18 protein-coding genes are annotated in these 15612 nt (G+C 66.3%); 9 read left to right on the plus strand and 9 right to left on the minus strand.

Annotation, left to right across the window (positions count from 1 at the left end):
• Positions 1-4 precede the first annotated feature (4 nt).
• Positions 5-1798 carry a signal peptide peptidase SppA gene (gene sppA, locus AC5Y42_RS03165; RefSeq protein ID WP_499895666.1) on the plus strand — a complete coding sequence of 598 codons (1794 nt, stop codon included), beginning with the start codon at positions 5-7 and terminating at the stop codon, positions 1796-1798.
• Here the strand turns inward: sppA and AC5Y42_RS03170 are convergent.
• The 3 genes from AC5Y42_RS03170 to AC5Y42_RS03180 form a co-directional block, all read right to left on the minus strand.
• Positions 1795-2709, minus strand: a complete 915-nt coding sequence (locus AC5Y42_RS03170; RefSeq protein ID WP_499895667.1) for a class I SAM-dependent methyltransferase — start codon at positions 2707-2709, stop codon at positions 1795-1797. The genes sppA and AC5Y42_RS03170 overlap by 4 nt on opposite strands.
• Positions 2710-2716: 7 nt before the next feature.
• Complete coding sequence (locus tag AC5Y42_RS03175; RefSeq protein ID WP_499895668.1) at positions 2717-3619, minus strand: class I SAM-dependent methyltransferase; 903 nt, start codon at positions 3617-3619, stop codon at positions 2717-2719.
• Positions 3620-3719: 100 nt separating this feature from the next.
• Entirely contained in the window at positions 3720-4652 is a 933-nt protein-coding gene (locus AC5Y42_RS03180; protein ID WP_499895670.1) for a class I SAM-dependent methyltransferase, read from the minus strand.
• Positions 4653-4775: 123 nt separating this feature from the next.
• Between AC5Y42_RS03180 and AC5Y42_RS03185 the strand changes: the two genes are divergently transcribed.
• From AC5Y42_RS03185 to AC5Y42_RS03200, 4 genes are read left to right on the plus strand one after another with little or no spacing between them, the layout of a single operon-like run.
• Positions 4776-5552 (plus strand): SDR family NAD(P)-dependent oxidoreductase, encoded by a 777-nt coding sequence (locus tag AC5Y42_RS03185; RefSeq protein ID WP_499895672.1) that lies wholly within the window; start codon positions 4776-4778, stop codon positions 5550-5552.
• A complete protein-coding gene (locus tag AC5Y42_RS03190) occupies positions 5549-6757 on the plus strand; it encodes a zinc-dependent alcohol dehydrogenase (protein ID WP_499895674.1) in 1209 nt (402 codons plus the stop codon). Before AC5Y42_RS03185 ends, AC5Y42_RS03190 begins: the two co-directional genes overlap by 4 nt.
• A 29-nt stretch (positions 6758-6786) precedes the next feature.
• Positions 6787-7026: a hypothetical protein gene (locus AC5Y42_RS03195; RefSeq protein ID WP_499895675.1), complete on the plus strand. Its 240-nt coding sequence runs from the start codon at positions 6787-6789 to the stop codon at positions 7024-7026.
• Positions 7011-7406, plus strand: a complete 396-nt coding sequence (locus AC5Y42_RS03200) for a type II toxin-antitoxin system VapC family toxin (RefSeq protein ID WP_499895677.1) — start codon at positions 7011-7013, stop codon at positions 7404-7406. Before AC5Y42_RS03195 ends, AC5Y42_RS03200 begins: the two co-directional genes overlap by 16 nt.
• A gap of 107 nt (positions 7407-7513) precedes the next feature.
• Here AC5Y42_RS03200 and AC5Y42_RS03205 read toward each other — a convergent pair whose 3' ends face one another.
• From AC5Y42_RS03205 to AC5Y42_RS03225, 5 genes are all read right to left on the minus strand, one after another.
• On the minus strand, positions 7514-7807 hold the full coding sequence (locus AC5Y42_RS03205) for a hypothetical protein (RefSeq protein ID WP_499895678.1): 294 nt from the start codon (positions 7805-7807) through the stop codon (positions 7514-7516).
• Positions 7808-7923: 116 nt separating this feature from the next.
• Positions 7924-8307: a type II toxin-antitoxin system death-on-curing family toxin gene (locus AC5Y42_RS03210; RefSeq protein WP_499895680.1), complete on the minus strand. Its 384-nt coding sequence runs from the start codon at positions 8305-8307 to the stop codon at positions 7924-7926.
• Positions 8304-8510 (minus strand): CopG family transcriptional regulator, encoded by a 207-nt coding sequence (locus AC5Y42_RS03215; RefSeq protein ID WP_499895681.1) that lies wholly within the window; start codon positions 8508-8510, stop codon positions 8304-8306. The genes AC5Y42_RS03210 and AC5Y42_RS03215 overlap by 4 nt, the downstream gene beginning before the upstream one ends.
• Positions 8511-8645: 135 nt before the next feature.
• Positions 8646-9302, minus strand: coding sequence for an L-fuculose-phosphate aldolase (locus AC5Y42_RS03220; RefSeq protein WP_499895683.1), 657 nt, complete (start codon positions 9300-9302; stop codon positions 8646-8648).
• Positions 9299-10279 (minus strand): NAD(P)-dependent oxidoreductase, encoded by a 981-nt coding sequence (locus tag AC5Y42_RS03225; RefSeq protein ID WP_499895684.1) that lies wholly within the window; start codon positions 10277-10279, stop codon positions 9299-9301. The genes AC5Y42_RS03220 and AC5Y42_RS03225 overlap by 4 nt, the downstream gene beginning before the upstream one ends.
• A 21-nt stretch (positions 10280-10300) precedes the next feature.
• On the opposite strand from AC5Y42_RS03225, the gene AC5Y42_RS03230 reads away from it, so the two are divergent.
• Positions 10301-11650, plus strand: coding sequence for a xylulokinase (locus AC5Y42_RS03230; RefSeq protein WP_499895686.1), 1350 nt, complete (start codon positions 10301-10303; stop codon positions 11648-11650).
• Here AC5Y42_RS03230 and AC5Y42_RS03235 read toward each other — a convergent pair.
• Positions 11634-12536 carry a class I SAM-dependent methyltransferase gene (locus AC5Y42_RS03235; protein ID WP_499895688.1) on the minus strand — a complete coding sequence of 301 codons (903 nt, stop codon included), beginning with the start codon at positions 12534-12536 and terminating at the stop codon, positions 11634-11636. The two genes, AC5Y42_RS03230 and AC5Y42_RS03235, sit on opposite strands and share 17 nt — an antisense overlap.
• 209 nt (positions 12537-12745) lie before the next feature.
• On the opposite strand from AC5Y42_RS03235, the gene secY reads away from it, so the two are divergent.
• The 3 genes from secY to map are packed head-to-tail and all read left to right on the plus strand — an operon-like array spanning position 12746 to position 15416.
• Positions 12746-14071, plus strand: coding sequence for a preprotein translocase subunit SecY (gene secY, locus AC5Y42_RS03240; RefSeq protein ID WP_499895689.1), 1326 nt, complete (start codon positions 12746-12748; stop codon positions 14069-14071).
• The gene (locus AC5Y42_RS03245; protein ID WP_499895691.1) at positions 14068-14619 is read left to right on the plus strand and encodes an adenylate kinase; all 552 of its coding nucleotides are present in this window, start codon (positions 14068-14070) and stop codon (positions 14617-14619) included. The genes secY and AC5Y42_RS03245 overlap by 4 nt, the downstream gene beginning before the upstream one ends.
• Positions 14616-15416: a type I methionyl aminopeptidase gene (gene map / locus AC5Y42_RS03250; RefSeq protein WP_499895860.1), complete on the plus strand. Its 801-nt coding sequence runs from the start codon at positions 14616-14618 to the stop codon at positions 15414-15416. Before AC5Y42_RS03245 ends, map begins: the two co-directional genes overlap by 4 nt.
• Positions 15417-15612 lie beyond the last annotated feature (196 nt).

A 15612-nucleotide genomic window follows, 5' to 3' on the forward strand; every position in this document is an offset into this window, starting at 1 on the left:
CGACATGCTTGGTTTCCTGCCAGACCCGCCCGGCGCTGACGGGGTGCGCGCTCTGGTGCGTCGCGTCGACGCCGCCCGCCACCACGGCATCCCCAACGGGTGCGTACTCGAACTGGACTTGCACGCCGCACCGCCGGAGACGGGCGGCTTCGATCCGCTGGCGATGATCAGTGCCGGTGGTCGGCCACTCGTACTGCGCGAAGCCGTGTCCGCGATTCACCGGGCCGCTGACGACCCTCGGGTCGCCGGGCTGATCGCACGGGTGCAGCTTCCGGCCGCCTCTCCCGGTCCGGTTCAGGAGTTGCGGGACGCCATCGCCGCGTTCACCGCCCTCAAGCCGTCGTTGGCCTGGGCCGAGACCTACCCGGGCACGTTGTCGTATTACCTGGCCTCGGCGTTCGGTGAGGTATGGATGCAGCCGGCGGGCAGCGTCGGCCTGATCGGGTTCGCCACCAACGCCCTGTTTCTGCGTGAGGCCTTGGACAAGCTCGGTATCGAAGCCCAGTACGTCGCCCGCGGCGAATACAAGTCGGCGGCCAACCGCTACACCCAGGACCGATACACCGACGCGCACCGCGAAGCCGACACCCGGCTGTTGGAGAGCCTGCGTGCGCAGGTGTGGCAGGCGGTTTCCGAATCTCGCAAGATCGACCACGGCGCCGTCGATGCACTGGCCGATCGTGCGCCACTGCTGCGCGACGATGCGGTGAGCGCCAACCTCATCGACTGCATCGGCTATCGCGACGAAGCTTACGCGCGGATCGCGGAACTCGTTGGCGCCGAGGGCATTTCGCCGGAGACCGGCGACGCCGACAGCGACAACGCACCGGCACGGCTCTACCTGGCCCGCTATGCCCGTGCGAGCGCCCCGCGGTCGGCTCCGTTGCCGCCGATTCCCGGCCGCCGGCCCAAGCCCACCGTCGCCCTAATCACCGTCGCCGGCATGATCGACAGCGGGCGTGGCGGTCCCCGGGTGTTCCCGTTCGGGACATCCAGCGCCGGCGCTGACACCATCGCGGCGGCGCTGCGCGAAGCCGCCGCCGACGCGTCGGTGTCTGCGATCGTGTTGCGCGTCAATAGCCCGGGCGGCGTGGTCACCGCGTCGGAAGTCATCTGGCGCGAGGTCGCCAAGGCCCGCGGTCGCGGCAAGCCGGTGGTCGCGTCGCTGGGTGCGGTTGCCGCATCCGGCGGCTACTACATCTCGATGGGCGCCGACGCGATCGTGGCGAATCCGGGAACGATCACCGGTTCGATCGGTGTGGTGACCGGAAAGCTTGTCGCCCGAGACCTCAAGGACCGGCTCGGGGTTGGGTCAGATGCGGTGCGCACCAACGCTAATGCCGACGCATGGTCGGTCAATGCGCCGTTCACCCCAGCACAGCATGCCCAGGTCGAAGCGGAAGCGGACCTGATCTACACCGACTTCGTGCAGCGCGTCGCGGAGGGCCGGCACCTGAGCGCCGCGGCGGTGGAGGAGGTGGCCCGGGGCCGGGTCTGGACCGGCGCGGATGCCCTCGAGCGTGGCTTGGTCGACGAGCTCGGCGGATTGCGTACCGCGCTGCGCCGGGCGAAGGTCCTCGCAGGCCTCGACGAAGATGCCGAGATCCGTATCGTCAGCTACCCCGGGTCCTCGTTGTGGGAGTTTCTTCGGCCGCGCCCGTCGTCACAACCGGCCGCCGTGTCGCTGCCGGACGCGGTGAGCGCGTTGATCGGCCAGTCGGTGGTCGGGCTTTTGGATCAGGCCGAGCGGACGCTGACCGGGGCGAGCGTGCTGTGGCTGGGGGAGTCGCGGCTTTAGCCTTCCAGCGTCCCGCTGACGAAAATGATCTCGCCCAGCGGGTCGTCGTCTTCGATTGCGGGAACTTCGAGTCCGTTGCGCACGAACAATTCCGCGCGCGTGACGTCGTTGACTTTCCATCCTTTGCCATGCAGGTATAGGACGACGTGGTTGCGTTCACCGGCGTACACCAACGACGCCATATCGATATCGATGCCTTGTTCACGCAGCGGCGCGGACATTTCCCGAACCCGCTCTGCGTCGAAATCGCGGATGCCCGGCACATATTCGGTGGCGATCGTGCTGCCCGGGGCACTCAGTGCGGTGATGTTGTCGAACAACCGGTCTTGGGCTTCGGGCGGTAGGTAGATCAGCAGTCCTTCGGCGAGCCAGGCCGTCGGGGCGCTGGTATCGAGCCCGGCCTCCTGCAGCGCCGCCGGCCAATCCGAGCGCAGGTCGATGCGAATGGTGCGCCGCGTCGCGGTCGGATCAGCGTCGATGCCGGCCAGCGTGGTGGTTTTGAAATCGATGACCTGTGGCTGATCAATCTCGTAGACCACGGTCTCGGCCGGCCACTGCAACCGGTAGGCGCGCGAGTCAAGTCCGGAGGCCAGGATCACCGCCTGACGCACGCCGGTTTCCACGGCATCCAGAAGGTAGTCGTCGAAGTACTTGGTGCGCAACGCGATTCCGTCGATCATCGCTTGTACGCGGGCCGGTGATGCGTTCTCGATGGCCGACAGATCAAGCTGGCCGTCGATCATCTTGACGAAGAAGTCCAGCCCTACTGCGCGTACCAACGGCTCAGCGAACGGGTCGTTGATCAGCCCGCGGGCATCCTTCGTCGCCATCGCCCGGCCCGCGGCGACCATGGTCGCGGTCGCGCCCACGCTGGAGGCCAGATCCCAGCTGTCGCCATGTGTGCGTGCCATGCGCGTCCTATCCGAGCGTCGCTGAGATATAGCTCATCTTGCCGAAGACAGCCATCAAATCGCCGTCTGGATATTCAAAGCCGTTGTGGTCATACAGTTCCCGGATCGGGTATGGGCTCACCTGCCAACCGTGGTTGGACAGGTAATCCACGACGATGCTGCGTTCGCCCTGATAGAACAGGTCGGCCATGTCAACGTCGAAACCGAGTCGGCGCCACCGTTCGCTGATTCGCTGCGCATGGTCGCCGGAGAAGGCGTCGGGCTCAGGGAAGTGCTCGGTGGCCAGCCGGCTACCCGGCGCGCTGAGCGCGGTGATGTTGTCGAACAACCGGTCCTGGGCCTCCGGGGGTAGATAGGGCAACAGCCCTTCGGCGCTCCACGCGGTCGGTTGGTCGGGGTCAAAACCGCCTTCTTTCAAGGCTGCCGGCCAGTCGTCGCGCAGGTCGATGCCGATCGTGCGGCGCTGCGCCGACGGTGTGGCGCCGAAGTCGGCAAGGGTGCTGGTTTTGAAGTCGATGACCTGCGGTTGGTCGATCTCGTACACCACGGTGCCCGCCGGCCACCGGAGCCGGTAGGCCCTGGTGTCCAGGTCGGAGGCCAGGATCACCGCCTGCCGTACGCCGGCCTCTGTGGCCCTGGTGAAGAAGTCATCGAAAAACCGTGTGCGTACCGCCATTTGCTCTGTTCGCGTTTTTCGGTTGAGCCACGGATCGTCATCGAGGCTGACCTCGCCGTCGATCAGCCGGATGAACGGAGTGAGGCCGACCGCACGGACCAGTGGATCGGCGAACGGATCGTCGAGCAGCGCGTCGGGCCCCTGCGAGGCCAGCGCACGCGAGGCCGCCACCATCGTCGCAGTGGCGCCCACGCTGGAGGCCAGATCCCAGGTGTCGTCATGAGTTCGTGCCATTGGGTCCTCCTAGATTGGGTTGTGCCGAGTCGCTGCGGTCGCAGCTGGGTTCATTGGTGGCGACCCGCTGCGCCCGTCTTCGTCGCGCTTGCGGTCGCCACTAGTTCAACGTGGCACTGACGTAGCGCAGGTCACCGAACGGCATGTCTTCCTCGTCGATCGGCGGAAGACCGTTGGCGGCAAACAGATCCCGGACGCTGTCGCCGGTGATCTGCCAGCCGTGGCCGGATAGGTAGGGTGCGGCTTCGTTGCGGTCGCCGAAATAGACCAGCTCGGTCATGTCGAGGTCGAAACCGTGCTCGCGCCACCGCTGCGAGGCCTTCTGCATCCGTTCTTTCATCTTCTGCTCGTCGGCGGGGTCGGGGTTGGACACGCTTTCGGTGGCGAACCGGCTACCCGGTGCGCTGAGCGCGGTGATGGTGTCCAGCAGCCGGTCTTGTGCTTCCGGAGGCAAATAGCCCAGCAAGCCCTCAGCGCTCCACGCCGTCGGCTTGCTCGGATCGAACCCGGCCGCGCGCAGCGCGGTGGGCCAGTCGTCGCGCAGATCGATGGCCACCGCGCGCCGCTCTGCGGTGGGTTCGGCATCCAGTTGCGCCAGCGTGCCGGACTTGAACTCGATGACCTGGGGCTGGTCCACCTCGTAGACGACCGTCCCGGCCGGCCACGCCAATCGGTAGGCGCGGGCATCCAGCCCGGATGCCAGAATGACCACCTGGCTGATGCCGGACTGCGTTGCGCCCAGAAAGAATTCGTCAAAGAACTTCGTCCGCACCGCCATGTTGTCGGTCATGCGGTGTGCGCCGGCCCGGTCGTCGTCGTCCTGCAGGTCGGCGAGGTTCAGTTGGCCGCTGGCCATCCGGGTGAACAGATCGATACCGACGGCCCGCACCAGCGGTTCCGCGAACGGATCGTTGATCAATGGGGGTTCGGCTCGAGTCGCCACGGCCCGAGCGGCCGCGACCATCGTGGCGGTCGCCCCCACGCTCGAAGCCAGATCCCAGGTGTCTCCCTCAAACCGTGCTGTGCGTGCCATCAGTTGCCCCCTTCATAAATCGTTACTTAGCCAATATAACTTGCTTGGGGATCAGCGGCCACCCGAGGCGCATATCTTGCCGAAACCGATGTTGTGGGCGGCCAGGCGCGCCAGGCTCTAGGCATGGCCTATTCGGTGGTGGGCAAGCGGGTGCTGATTACCGGTGCATCATCGGGCGTGGGCGCGGCGCTGGCCCGGCAACTCGCTGCCGGCGGCGCGGTTGTCGGGCTGGTCGCCCGTCGGCGCGAACGGCTGGAAGCGGTGCTGGCCGGTTGCCGGCGAAATTCGCCGGCTTCACAAATGTGGGTCGCCGACCTGGCCGACACCGCGGCCATCGACCCACTGGTCGTTGCGGCTTGGGATGGCCTCGGCGGCATCGACGTGTTGGTCAACAACGCGGCGATCCCGAAGCGTCGGGCGGTCAGCGAGTTGGAACCGGCTGCGGTGGAGGCGGTCATGGGAGTCAACTTCTTCGCGCCGGTGCGGCTTGCGCTGGCGGTGCTGCCGCGGATGCTGGCCCGCGGGGACGGCGTCATCGTCAACGTGGCCAGCATGGGTGGTCGGCTGGGAATCGTCCACGAGGCCGCCTATTGCGCCAGCAAGTTCGCGCTGTGCGGCTGGAGCGAGGTGATGGCCATCGACCTGCACGGCGCCGGCGTCTCGGTGAAGCTGATCGAGCCCGGGCCCGTCGATACCGAGATCTGGGACCGGCCCGACAACGATGACCCGCTCTACGACGGGCCCAAGGTGCCGGCCGAGGAGGTGGCGGCCGGCATCATCGCGGCACTGGGCAGCGACCGGTTCGAGCACTACCTGCCCGATATGAAGGTCGTCGTCGACGCCAAGAACGTCGATGTGGACGCCTACATCGCCGGTGCGGCCACGATGGCGCGGCGATGAGGGCGCTGGTGTTCGGGGTGGCACCGGAGCCCGGGTTCGACGACGCCCTCGCGCACAGTCCGGTCGCGCTGCGTGAGGTACCGGAACCCCGCTTGCTGCACGACGATTGGGTGATCACCAAGCCCCGGCTGACCGGCGTCTGCGGATCGGACTCCAAGCAGATCCTATTGGATTTCGGCGAAGGCGACGCCGACAACGCAATGTCCGCGTTTTGCTCGTTCCCGCAGGTGATGGGCCACGAGGTGGTGGCCGATGTGGTGACGGTTGGGCCGAAGGCCCGCGGCCTGGAGGTCGGCCAGCGGGTGGTGCTCAATCCGTGGCTGTCCTGCGGGCCGCGCGGAATCGAACCTCCTTGCCCGGCTTGTGAAAACGGCGACTACAGCCTGTGCTGGAGCTTTTGCGACGGCGACATCAAACCCGGTATCCATACCGGGGTGTCGGCCGATGTGACCGGCGGCTACGCCGAGTCGATGGCCGCCCACGATTCGATGTTATTTGCGGTTCCTGAGTCGGTGCGGGATGAGCTGGCCGTGTTCGCCGACCCGTTTTCGGTGTCGCTGCACGCGATTACCCGCCACCCGCCGCCACAGTCCGGCCGGGTCTTGGTGTACGGCGCAGGCTCGCTGGGGTTGTGTGCGGCGGCGGTGCTGCGAGCGCTCTATCCGGATGTGGCCGTCGCGGTGGTGGCGCGCTTCGACGCCCAGGCCGCGTTGGCCCGTCGGTTCGGCGCTGATCTCGTATTAGCGCACGAGCCACGCGTGGCTGTGATCGAGGATCTGGTGTCATGGGGCGGCGGCCGGCTACGGCAACCGCTGCAAGGTTTACCGATGGCCTACCCCGGTGCTGTCGACGTCGTCTACGACACCGTCGGCAAGCCGGAAACGTTCGAAGTCGGGGTCAGGGTGCTGCGGGCGCGCGGCACCTTGGTGAAGGCCGGTGTCCACGCGCCGGGACGGTGGGAGTGGAGTCCGTTGTACTTCAAGGAGATCAACTGGGTGGGTTCAAATGCCTTCGGCGTCGAGGAGGTGAACGGCGTGCGCAAGCACGCGATCGACCACTACCTCGATCTGGTCGTCGACAGCGCAATCGACCTGCGCCCCATGCTGACCCACACTTTTGGATTAAAACAGTGGCGCGACGCCTTCCTTGCGATTGCCAACCAGGGTGACACCGGCGCGGTCAAGGTGGCGTTTGACCAGCGGTGAAAGCCGTCTGCATGTGCTAACATGCATGCATGCGCACCACAGTAGAGATCACCGATGAACAGCATCGCGCGCTCAGTGCCATTGCCCAGCGCCGCGGTGTTCGCGGCTTCTCCGCACTCGTCCAGGAAGCGCTCGATAGCTATCTCTCGAATATGAACGCCGATGAAGTAGACGTTCTGCTAGGACTCGAGGGCGTGCTCACCGAGTCCGACGCGCACAAGGTGCGGTCCCGCATCAGCGACGTGAGAAATACGTGGCGGGCCTCGTAGTCGTTGACACCGATCTCATTATCGACTTTCTGCGCGGGAAGGGTCCTGGGAAGTCGTTGGTCCGCGAGCTGATCGTCGACCATCGCCTCCGGGTCACCGCCGTAACCGCGTTCGAACTGCGCGTCGGCGCGGACTTCTTGGCTCGCCGCGACGACATTCTCCGGCTCGTGCACTCGCGGACGTTTCCGCTCGACTCCCGAAGTGCGCTTCGCGCAGGCGAACTGGCCGCGACGTTGCGAGGTTCCGGCCAGGACATCGGATTGGCCGACTGCTTGCAGGCGGGTATCTGTCTGCATTTCGACATGCCATTCGCTACGCGAAATACCAAGCATTTCAGTCGTGTGGAGGGCTTGCGGTTGTACGACGTCGCGGCCAAGTAGGTCATCGAAGCGTGCCTCTCGGTTTGACGTGGGAGCCTGCGTGTTCACTCTGCCGCCATTCACCTGCCAAGCGGCTCCTGCAGATGCGTGATCCCAGCCAAATCCGTTCACAGTCGTTGCATCTCGCGCTCCATGCACGAGCGCTCGATGAATCCGTGGCGCTTCGGGTAATGCCGACGCGGTGGACGGCCAGATGGTGTCAAGCTGAGCGAGAGTCGGCGCATCGCGGCGATAGCGGTACCGCCCACCTCGGACCACCAGTGAAGAGTGTTCGGCCGCATCGGAACCGCTGCCGCGGTGCCGAAGACCACCTCGTGCTCGCTAATGAAGACCGGCGCTCGGGATACCGCGCCGGGCTGTTGCTTGGTGATCAGCGCAGCGTTGCCGTTAACAATGTTCATGACAGGTCCTTCCGCCGTCGCACCACAAGTCTCGGCGCTGTAGCCACGCCCCACATGCGTAGCGGACTACCTGCCTTTGGGGCCGGGTACTCGGATACTGCGGCGCGACGGGTGATTCAGCCTTCCCGATGGCTCCAGGCGCGTAGCTGTTCGGCGATCTTGTCGAGATCGGGCAGTGCGCCGGTGGCGACCTGGATGACGAATTCGAAGCGGTCATCCTCAGGGGCACGGATCCACTGGTCGTTGATCGCGAGGAAGGTCCGGCACGCTGTCCACGCCGTTCGCTTGTTTCCATCGACCAGCGCGTGGTTTCGCACCAGGGAATGCAGCAGCGCGGCCGCCTTGAGATCCAGATCGGGGTAGGCGTCCTGACCGAACACCGATGCGCGGGGACGTGCCAGGGCTGATGCGAGTAAGCCGTAATCGCGGACTGCGGCGTCGGCGCCGCCGGCCTCGCGCGCGATGTCGAGCAGGTCGCCGAGATCGAGGTACTCGATCATGCGTTTTTGAGACGCTCCAGGACCCCGGCCTCCTCGCGCAGCACCCGTTCCAGCGCCGTCGCAACTTTCGCTTTGTGTGTCCGCCGGGCGATGTATTCGTCGATGGCCGACAGCGCGACCGCCTGCATCGACCGCCCCTCGGCAGCGGCTTGCTTGCGCAGCGCTTCGGTTTGCTCGGCACTGGTGCGCAGCGTCATACCCATAGCCGCATGATACCAAAGTGATACCAGCCGAAGATCCGGCTCGGCTCAGGGCGCGCCGACCGTGCGGATTGATACGCCCGCCCCGGCGAGTCGCGTATGAAACTGCACAGTCGGCGCCGGGAGAGTGGGCGGCTGTTACATCGGATTTGCGCGCAGATAGCTGTAAATCCCGGCGAATCCAGCGTTGACGTCCTCCGGGATGGGCACCGGCCCGCCGAGAGCTCGTGCACCCCAGACGATTTGGGCGGTGCGCTCAACCAGCGCGGTGACGTGCAGTGCCTTGTCCGGACGCGGTGCGACGGCCACCATGCCGTGGTTGGCGATCAGCGCCGCCGCACGCCCCTCCAACGCCTTGACCGCGTTGGCGCCGACGTCGGGTGTTCCGGACGCGGCGTACTCGGTGCAGCGGATATCCCCGCCGCAGTACACCGCGAACTCGTCGATGCAGGCCGGAATCGATTGGTGCGCAACGGCGAACATGGTCGCCCACACCGGATGGCTGTGGATCACGCTGCCGATGTCGTCAAAAGCCTTGAAACAGGCCAAGTGCAGCTTCATTTCCGTCGACGGCGATCGGCCGTCGGCGGCCTGCAACACGCTGCCCTCCGGGTCTACCAGCACCAGATCGTCGAGCGTCATCTCGGCGTAGTCGACCGATGACGGGGTGATGACCAGGTTGCCGTCCTCCCGTCGCGCTGAGATGTTGCCCGCAGTTCCTTCGACCAGGCCGCGCCGCAGCATGTCCTTGGCGGCCGCCAGCACCGCGGCTTCGGGGTTCTCAACGGACCTCATGGCCCTAGCACCTCCGGGTTGACGATATGCACCGGCCTCCGACCGGACAGCAGCGCGTCCAGGTCGTCGGCGACCATCTGCGCCTGTCGCGCTTCAGTGTTCCACGTCGCGCCGCCAATATGGGGCGTGAGCACCACATTCGGCAAGCTCACCAGCGGGTGATCGGTCGGCAGCCATTCGCCGACGAAGTGGTCCAGTCCGGCAGCCCCGACCTTGCCGCCGCGCAGCGCCTCGACGAGAGCATCGGTGTCATGTAGCTGGGCTCGCGCGGTGTTGAGGAACACCACGCCGTCCCGCATCGCGGCGAACTGCTCGGCGCCGATTAGCCGGGTGGTGTCGTCGGTGACGGGCGCGTGCAGCGAGACGATGTCGGCCTCAGCGAGCAGCTCGTCGAGGCTGTGGCCCGCCTCGTCGTTGTACGGGTCATACGCGATCACCCGCATGCCCAATCCGGTCAGCCGCCACTGCACTGCGCGGCCGACCGCCCCGAGGCCGATCAGCCCGGCCGTCAAACCCGCGACTTCGGCCGCCCTGAATCGCTGATACGGAATCGTGCCGTCGCGGAACACTTCTCCAGCGCGTACGTCGGCATCGGCGGCCAGCACATGCCGGGTGGCCGCGAACAGCAGCGTCAGCGTCATCTCGGCGACCGCGTCGGCGTTGCGGCCCGGCGTGTTGAGCACCGGAATCCCTGCCGCGGTGGCGCCGGCGACGTCGACGTTGTTCGGATCGCCGCGGGTGGAGGCGATCGCCTGCAAACCAAGCTCGAACACTGGTCCACTGACCGAATCGCTTTCCACCACAACGATGTCGGCGCTCTCAGCAGAAATTCGGTCGGCCAGCTGCTCGGCGGTGTAAATCCGCAGTGGCCGCTGGTCGATCCATGGGTCGTAGACCACGTCGACCAACCGCCGCAATGTGTCGAACCCATCGCCACGCAGTGGAGCCGTCACCAAAGCACGCTTCACGACTGCCAATGCTGGCGTACGGTGACGCCCGTGTCACGCACAGAGGTCACAATCGGCATCGATATCGGCAGCACCGCCGTCAAAGCCGTGGCCGCCGATGAAAACGGCCGGGTGACTGCGCGGGCACGCATTCCGCACCAGCTTCGCGTGCCCGCCCCCGACCGCCTGGAGCACGACGCCGACGCGGCGTGGCGAGTAGGACCGCTGGCCGCCGTGGACGAACTGGCCCGCCATGACGCCCGCGCGATTGCCGTCTCGGCGATGGTGCCGTCGCTGACCGCGGTCGATGCGGACGGCCGGCCGATCACGCCCGGCCTGCTCTACGGCGACGGCCGCGGCCGCGTGCCGGTCACCGACACCTCGTTCCCGCCGGCGGGGGAGACGGCCGAGTTCCTGCGGTGGACCGCGGCCCAGGCGCCCGAGGCTGCCGGATACTGGCCCGCGCCGGCAGTCGCCAACCACGCTCTGGCCGGCGACGCAGTCGTCGATTTCGCCACGGCCTACACGACCCTTCCGCTGTTCGACGGCACCGGCTGGAACGAGCAGGTATGCGCGGAATGTGGTGCCGGCACCAACCGCATGCCGCGGGTGGACGCCCCGGGCGCGGCGGCGGCGCAGGTGCCCGACACCGACGCGGTACTGGCGGTTGGGGCCATCGACGCACTGTGCGAGCAGCTGGTGGCCGGCGCCGACTCCGACGGCGACGTGCTGGTGCTGTGCGGCACGACGCTGATCGTGTGGACGACGATTCCCGAGTGGCGGCAGGTGCCGGGCCTGTGGACGATCCCGCACACCGCGGCCGGCAAATGCCAGATCGGCGGCCCCAGCAACGCCGGTGGCCTGTTCCTGAACTGGGTGGACCGCATACTCGGCCCGAATGATCCGAAAAACGCTGCGCCGCAGCGAGTTCCGGTGTGGTCGCCATATGTCCGTGGCGAGCGCACGCTTTACCATGATCCGGACCGCCGCGCGGTGCTCGACGGGCTGGACCTCACCCACGATGCCGCGGCGCTGCGACGGGCCGCCTACGAGGCGTCCGGCTTCGTCGTCCGCCAACTCGTCGAACGCAGCGGCGCCCCGACCTCGCGCATCGTGGCGGCCGGCGGCGGCACCCGCGTGCAGCCGTGGATGCAGGCCATCGCCGACGCCACCGGCCTGCCGGTGCAGGTGTCGGCGGTCGCCGAGGGCGCGGCGCTGGGCGCGGCGTTCCTGGCCCGGCTGGCCGTCGGCCTGGAATCGTCGATGACCGACGCCGCGCGATGGGCCAGCGCCGAGTGTGTCGTCGAACCCGATCCAGCGTGGACGAGCGCCACCGACGACCGCTACCACCGTTTTCTGGAGCTGGCCGACCGCCCGTCCAGGGCTATCGAACGGCAGTGACGGCCAGGGTGTTCTGGGTGGGCATCGGCGTGTCGGGCAACTCGAGCCCGGCGTCGGCGAAGAGGTCGGCGCGGCTGCGCGTCGACACCCGCCAGCCGTGCTCGGTCAGATAATCGGTCACCGGGTTGCGTTCGCCGCGGTACACCAGCGAGGACAGGTCGACGTCGAAACCGTGTTTGCCCCAATGCTCGTTCATCGCTTTCGCGCGGTCGTCGAGCATCGGTGGACCGTCGGGGTGATATTCGGTGGCCAGCCGACTGCGCGGCGCGCTGAGCGCGGTCACGGTGTCGAACAGCCGGTCCTGCGCTTCCGGCGGAAGGTACAACAGCAGGCCTTCGGCGCTCCAAGCGGTCGGCTTGCTTTCGTCGAACCCATTGCGGCGCAACGCTGCCGGCCAGTCTTCCCGCAGATCGATGGGCACAGTTCGGCGCTCAGCGGTAGGGCGGGCGCCCAGTTTCGACAACGTCGACGTTTTGAACTCGACTACCTCGGGCTGGTCTATTTCATAGACGACGGTGCCCTCCGACCAGCTCAGCCGGTAGGCACGCGAGTCCAGGCCGGCGGCCAGAATGACGGCCTGCTGAATTCCTGCGGCGCCGGCGTCGGTGAAGAAGTCGTCGAAGAAGCGGGTGCGCACCGCCATCACATGGGTGAGCCGCTGCAGATTGAACTCCGCGTCCTCGTCGGCGCCGGGAACCTCGATCTCACCGTCGAGCAGCCGGGCGAAGAAGTCGACGCCCACTGCCCGCACCAGCGGGTCGGCGAACGGGTCATCGATCAACGGCTCGGGCTCTCTGCTGGCCAATGCGCGCGCGGCGGCGACCATCGTCGCCGTCGCACCCACGCTCGACGCCAGATCCCAGCTGTCACTTTCGCTGCGTGTCATGGGCACATCCTAGATATTTAGCCAATGTAATGAGCCACCGAAACTGTACGCCTGCTTGCGGGCGTTCGCTGCCTGCGCTGTTACTCTCGTAGACTGCTTGACGCGCATATTCTGGCCTGCGGGTCGGCGCGTAATACAGGACAACCCGTTGCTGGCCAGACCAGCCCATCGGCATGCCGCGACCAGAGCCCGGCTGCGCAGGAGGAAGAGTGCTTTCGGCTTTCATCTCATCGCTGCGAACAGTCGACCTGAGACGGAAGATCCTGTTCACGATCGGCGTCATCGTTCTCTACCGGGTCGGCGCATCGCTGCCGTCTCCCGGCGTGAACTACCCGAACGTGCAGAAGTGCATTGCGCAGGTCAGCGGCGGGGAAGCGGCGCAGATCTACTCGCTGATCAACCTGTTCTCCGGCGGCGCACTGTTGCAGCTGACGGTGTTCGCCGTCGGGGTGATGCCCTACATCACCGCGAGCATCATCGTGCAGCTGCTCACTGTGGTCATCCCACGGTTCGAAGAACTGCGCAAGGAAGGCCAGTCCGGCCAGGCCAAGATGACGCAGTACACCCGCTATCTCGCGATCGCGTTGGCCGTCCTGCAGGCCACCAGCATCGTGGCGCTGGCAGCCAACGGCGGACTGCTGCAGGGCTGCAGCCTGGACATCATCGACGACCAGAGCATCTTCACCCTGGTCGTCATCGTGCTGGTGATGACCGGCGGTGCGGCGTTGGTGATGTGGATGGGCGAGGTGATCACCGAACGCGGTATCGGCAACGGCATGTCGCTGCTGATCTTCGTCGGCATCGCCGCCCGGATTCCCGCCGAGGGCAAGTCGATCCTGGACAGCCGCGGCGGGGTGATCTTCACGGCGGTGTGCCTGGCCGCACTGATCATCATCGTCGGCGTGGTGTTCGTCGAGCAGGGCCAGCGCCGCATCCCGGTGCAATACGCCAAGCGCATGGTGGGCCGGCGGATGTACGGCGGCACGTCGACATATCTGCCGCTCAAGGTCAACCAGGCCGGCGTTATCCCGGTCATCTTCGCGTCGTCGCTGATCTACATCCCGCATCTGATCACCCAGCTGGTCCGCAGCGGCGCCGGCGGCGCGGGAAACAGCTGGTGGGACAAGTTCGTCGGCAACTACCTCACCGACCCGGCGAGCCCGGTCTACATCGCCATCTATTTCGGGCTGATCATCTTCTTCACCTATTTCTACGTGTCGATCACGTTCAACCCCGACGAACGTGCCGACGAGATGAAGAAGTTCGGTGGCTTCATCCCCGGTATCCGGCCCGGCCGGCCGACCGCTGACTACCTGCGCTTTGTGCTGAGCCGCATCACATTGCCGGGTTCGATCTACCTCGGTGTGATCTCAGTTCTGCCGAACGTGTTCCTGCAGATCGGCAATACCGGACAGGTACAGAACCTGCCGTTCGGCGGCACCGCGGTGCTGATCATGATCGGCGTCGGTTTGGACACCGTCAAACAGATCGAGAGCCAGCTCATGCAGCGCAATTACGAAGGGTTCCTGAAGTGAGAGTGGTTTTGCTCGGACCGCCCGGCGCGGGCAAGGGCACCCAGGCCGTCAAGCTGGCCGACAAGTTCGGGGTCCCGCAAATCTCGACCGGCGACCTGTTCCGCCGCAATATCAGCGAGGGCACCAAACTCGGGTTGGAAGCCAAGCGCTATCTCGACGCCGGTGACTTGGTGCCCTCTGAGCTGACCAACGCGCTGGTCGAAGACCGGATCGACCAGCCCGACGCGGCCTCCGGGTTCATCTTGGACGGTTACCCCCGCTCGGTGGAGCAGGCCAGGGCACTGCACGAGATGCTCGAACGGCGAGGAAGCCCGCTCGATGCGGTGCTGGAATTCCGGGTGTCCGAAGAGGTGCTGCTCGAGCGGCTCGAGGGACGCGGCCGAGCCGACGACACCGCGGAAATCATCCATAACCGGATGAAGGTTTATCGCGACGAGACGGCGCCATTGCTGGACTACTACCAGCATGAGCACGAACTGAAAACCGTCGACGCCGTCGGCACTGTCGACGAAGTGTTCGCTCGAGCCTTGCAGGCGCTGGGCAAATAACTGTGATCGGCGGACTGCGAAGTCGCAAGGTCGTGCCGCAGCGCAGCTCCGGTGAACTCGACGCGATGGCCGCCGCGGGCGCCGTAGTGGCTGCCGCGCTGGGCGCAGTGCGGGAGGCCGCCGCACCCGGGGTGTCGACTTTGAACCTCGACGAGATCGCCGAATCAGTGATCCGCGACGCCGGCGCCACACCGTCGTTCCTGGGCTATCACGGGTATCCGGCGTCGATCTGCTCGTCGGTCAACGACCGGGTGGTACACGGCATCCCGTCCGCCACCGAGACCCTGGCCGCCGGCGACCTGGTGTCCATCGACTGCGGCGCCATCCTGGACGGTTGGCACGGCGACGCGGCGATCACCTTCGGAGTCGGGCAGCTCATCCCCGCCGACGAATTGCTGTCCCAGGCGACCAGGGAGTCGATGCAAGCCGGAATCGCGTCCATGGTTGCCGGCAATCGGCTCACCGACGTCTCGCACGCCATCGAAAGCGCCACCCGCGCCGCCGAGGCCCGTTATGGCCGCGCGTTCGGCATCGTCGAGGGCTACGGCGGTCACGGCATCGGTCGGCAAATGCACATGGACCCCTTCCTGCCCAACGAAGGCGCCCCGGGACGCGGACCGCTGCTGGCTGTCGGATCGGTACTGGCCATCGAGCCGATGCTCACACTGGGCACCCGCAAAACCAAGGTGCTCGACGACGAGTGGACGGTCACTACCGCCGACGGCTCGCGTGCTGCACACTGGGAGCACACGGTCGCGGTGACCGAGGACGGGCCCCGCATCCTGACCCTCGGCTAACCGGGACCGGTGCACCGGGTGTGAGTTTCGACAGGTATCCGAATCGACGCGGCGCAGGACCGGAGTGCCGGTTCTCCGTCCAAACCTCAAGCGGTGGAACCTATTTGGGCTATGCCGCGTCTGCACTTTACCAGTGCTGCGCGAGTAGGAGGTTTCAGAGGCGTCCTCTGCTGATGGTCTACCTTTCAGCGGGCAC

The sequence above is a fragment of the Mycobacterium sp. NGS48 genome, assembly GCF_059812585.1.

Coding starts and splice junctions, on each gene's coding strand:
- sppA (WP_499895666.1), top strand. CDS start 5: ATGCTTGGTTTCCTGCCAGACCCGCCCGGCGCTGACGGGGTGCGCGCT.
- AC5Y42_RS03170 (WP_499895667.1), bottom strand. CDS start 2,709: ATGGCACGCACACATGGCGACAGCTGGGATCTGGCCTCCAGCGTGGGC.
- AC5Y42_RS03175 (WP_499895668.1), bottom strand. CDS start 3,619: ATGGCACGAACTCATGACGACACCTGGGATCTGGCCTCCAGCGTGGGC.
- AC5Y42_RS03180 (WP_499895670.1), bottom strand. CDS start 4,652: ATGGCACGCACAGCACGGTTTGAGGGAGACACCTGGGATCTGGCTTCG.
- AC5Y42_RS03185 (WP_499895672.1), top strand. CDS start 4,776: ATGGCCTATTCGGTGGTGGGCAAGCGGGTGCTGATTACCGGTGCATCA.
- AC5Y42_RS03190 (WP_499895674.1), top strand. CDS start 5,549: ATGAGGGCGCTGGTGTTCGGGGTGGCACCGGAGCCCGGGTTCGACGAC.
- AC5Y42_RS03195 (WP_499895675.1), top strand. CDS start 6,787: ATGCGCACCACAGTAGAGATCACCGATGAACAGCATCGCGCGCTCAGT.
- AC5Y42_RS03205 (WP_499895678.1), bottom strand. CDS start 7,807: ATGAACATTGTTAACGGCAACGCTGCGCTGATCACCAAGCAACAGCCC.
- AC5Y42_RS03210 (WP_499895680.1), bottom strand. CDS start 8,307: ATGATCGAGTACCTCGATCTCGGCGACCTGCTCGACATCGCGCGCGAG.
- AC5Y42_RS03215 (WP_499895681.1), bottom strand. CDS start 8,510: ATGGGTATGACGCTGCGCACCAGTGCCGAGCAAACCGAAGCGCTGCGC.
- AC5Y42_RS03220 (WP_499895683.1), bottom strand. CDS start 9,302: ATGAGGTCCGTTGAGAACCCCGAAGCCGCGGTGCTGGCGGCCGCCAAG.
- AC5Y42_RS03235 (WP_499895688.1), bottom strand. CDS start 12,536: ATGACACGCAGCGAAAGTGACAGCTGGGATCTGGCGTCGAGCGTGGGT.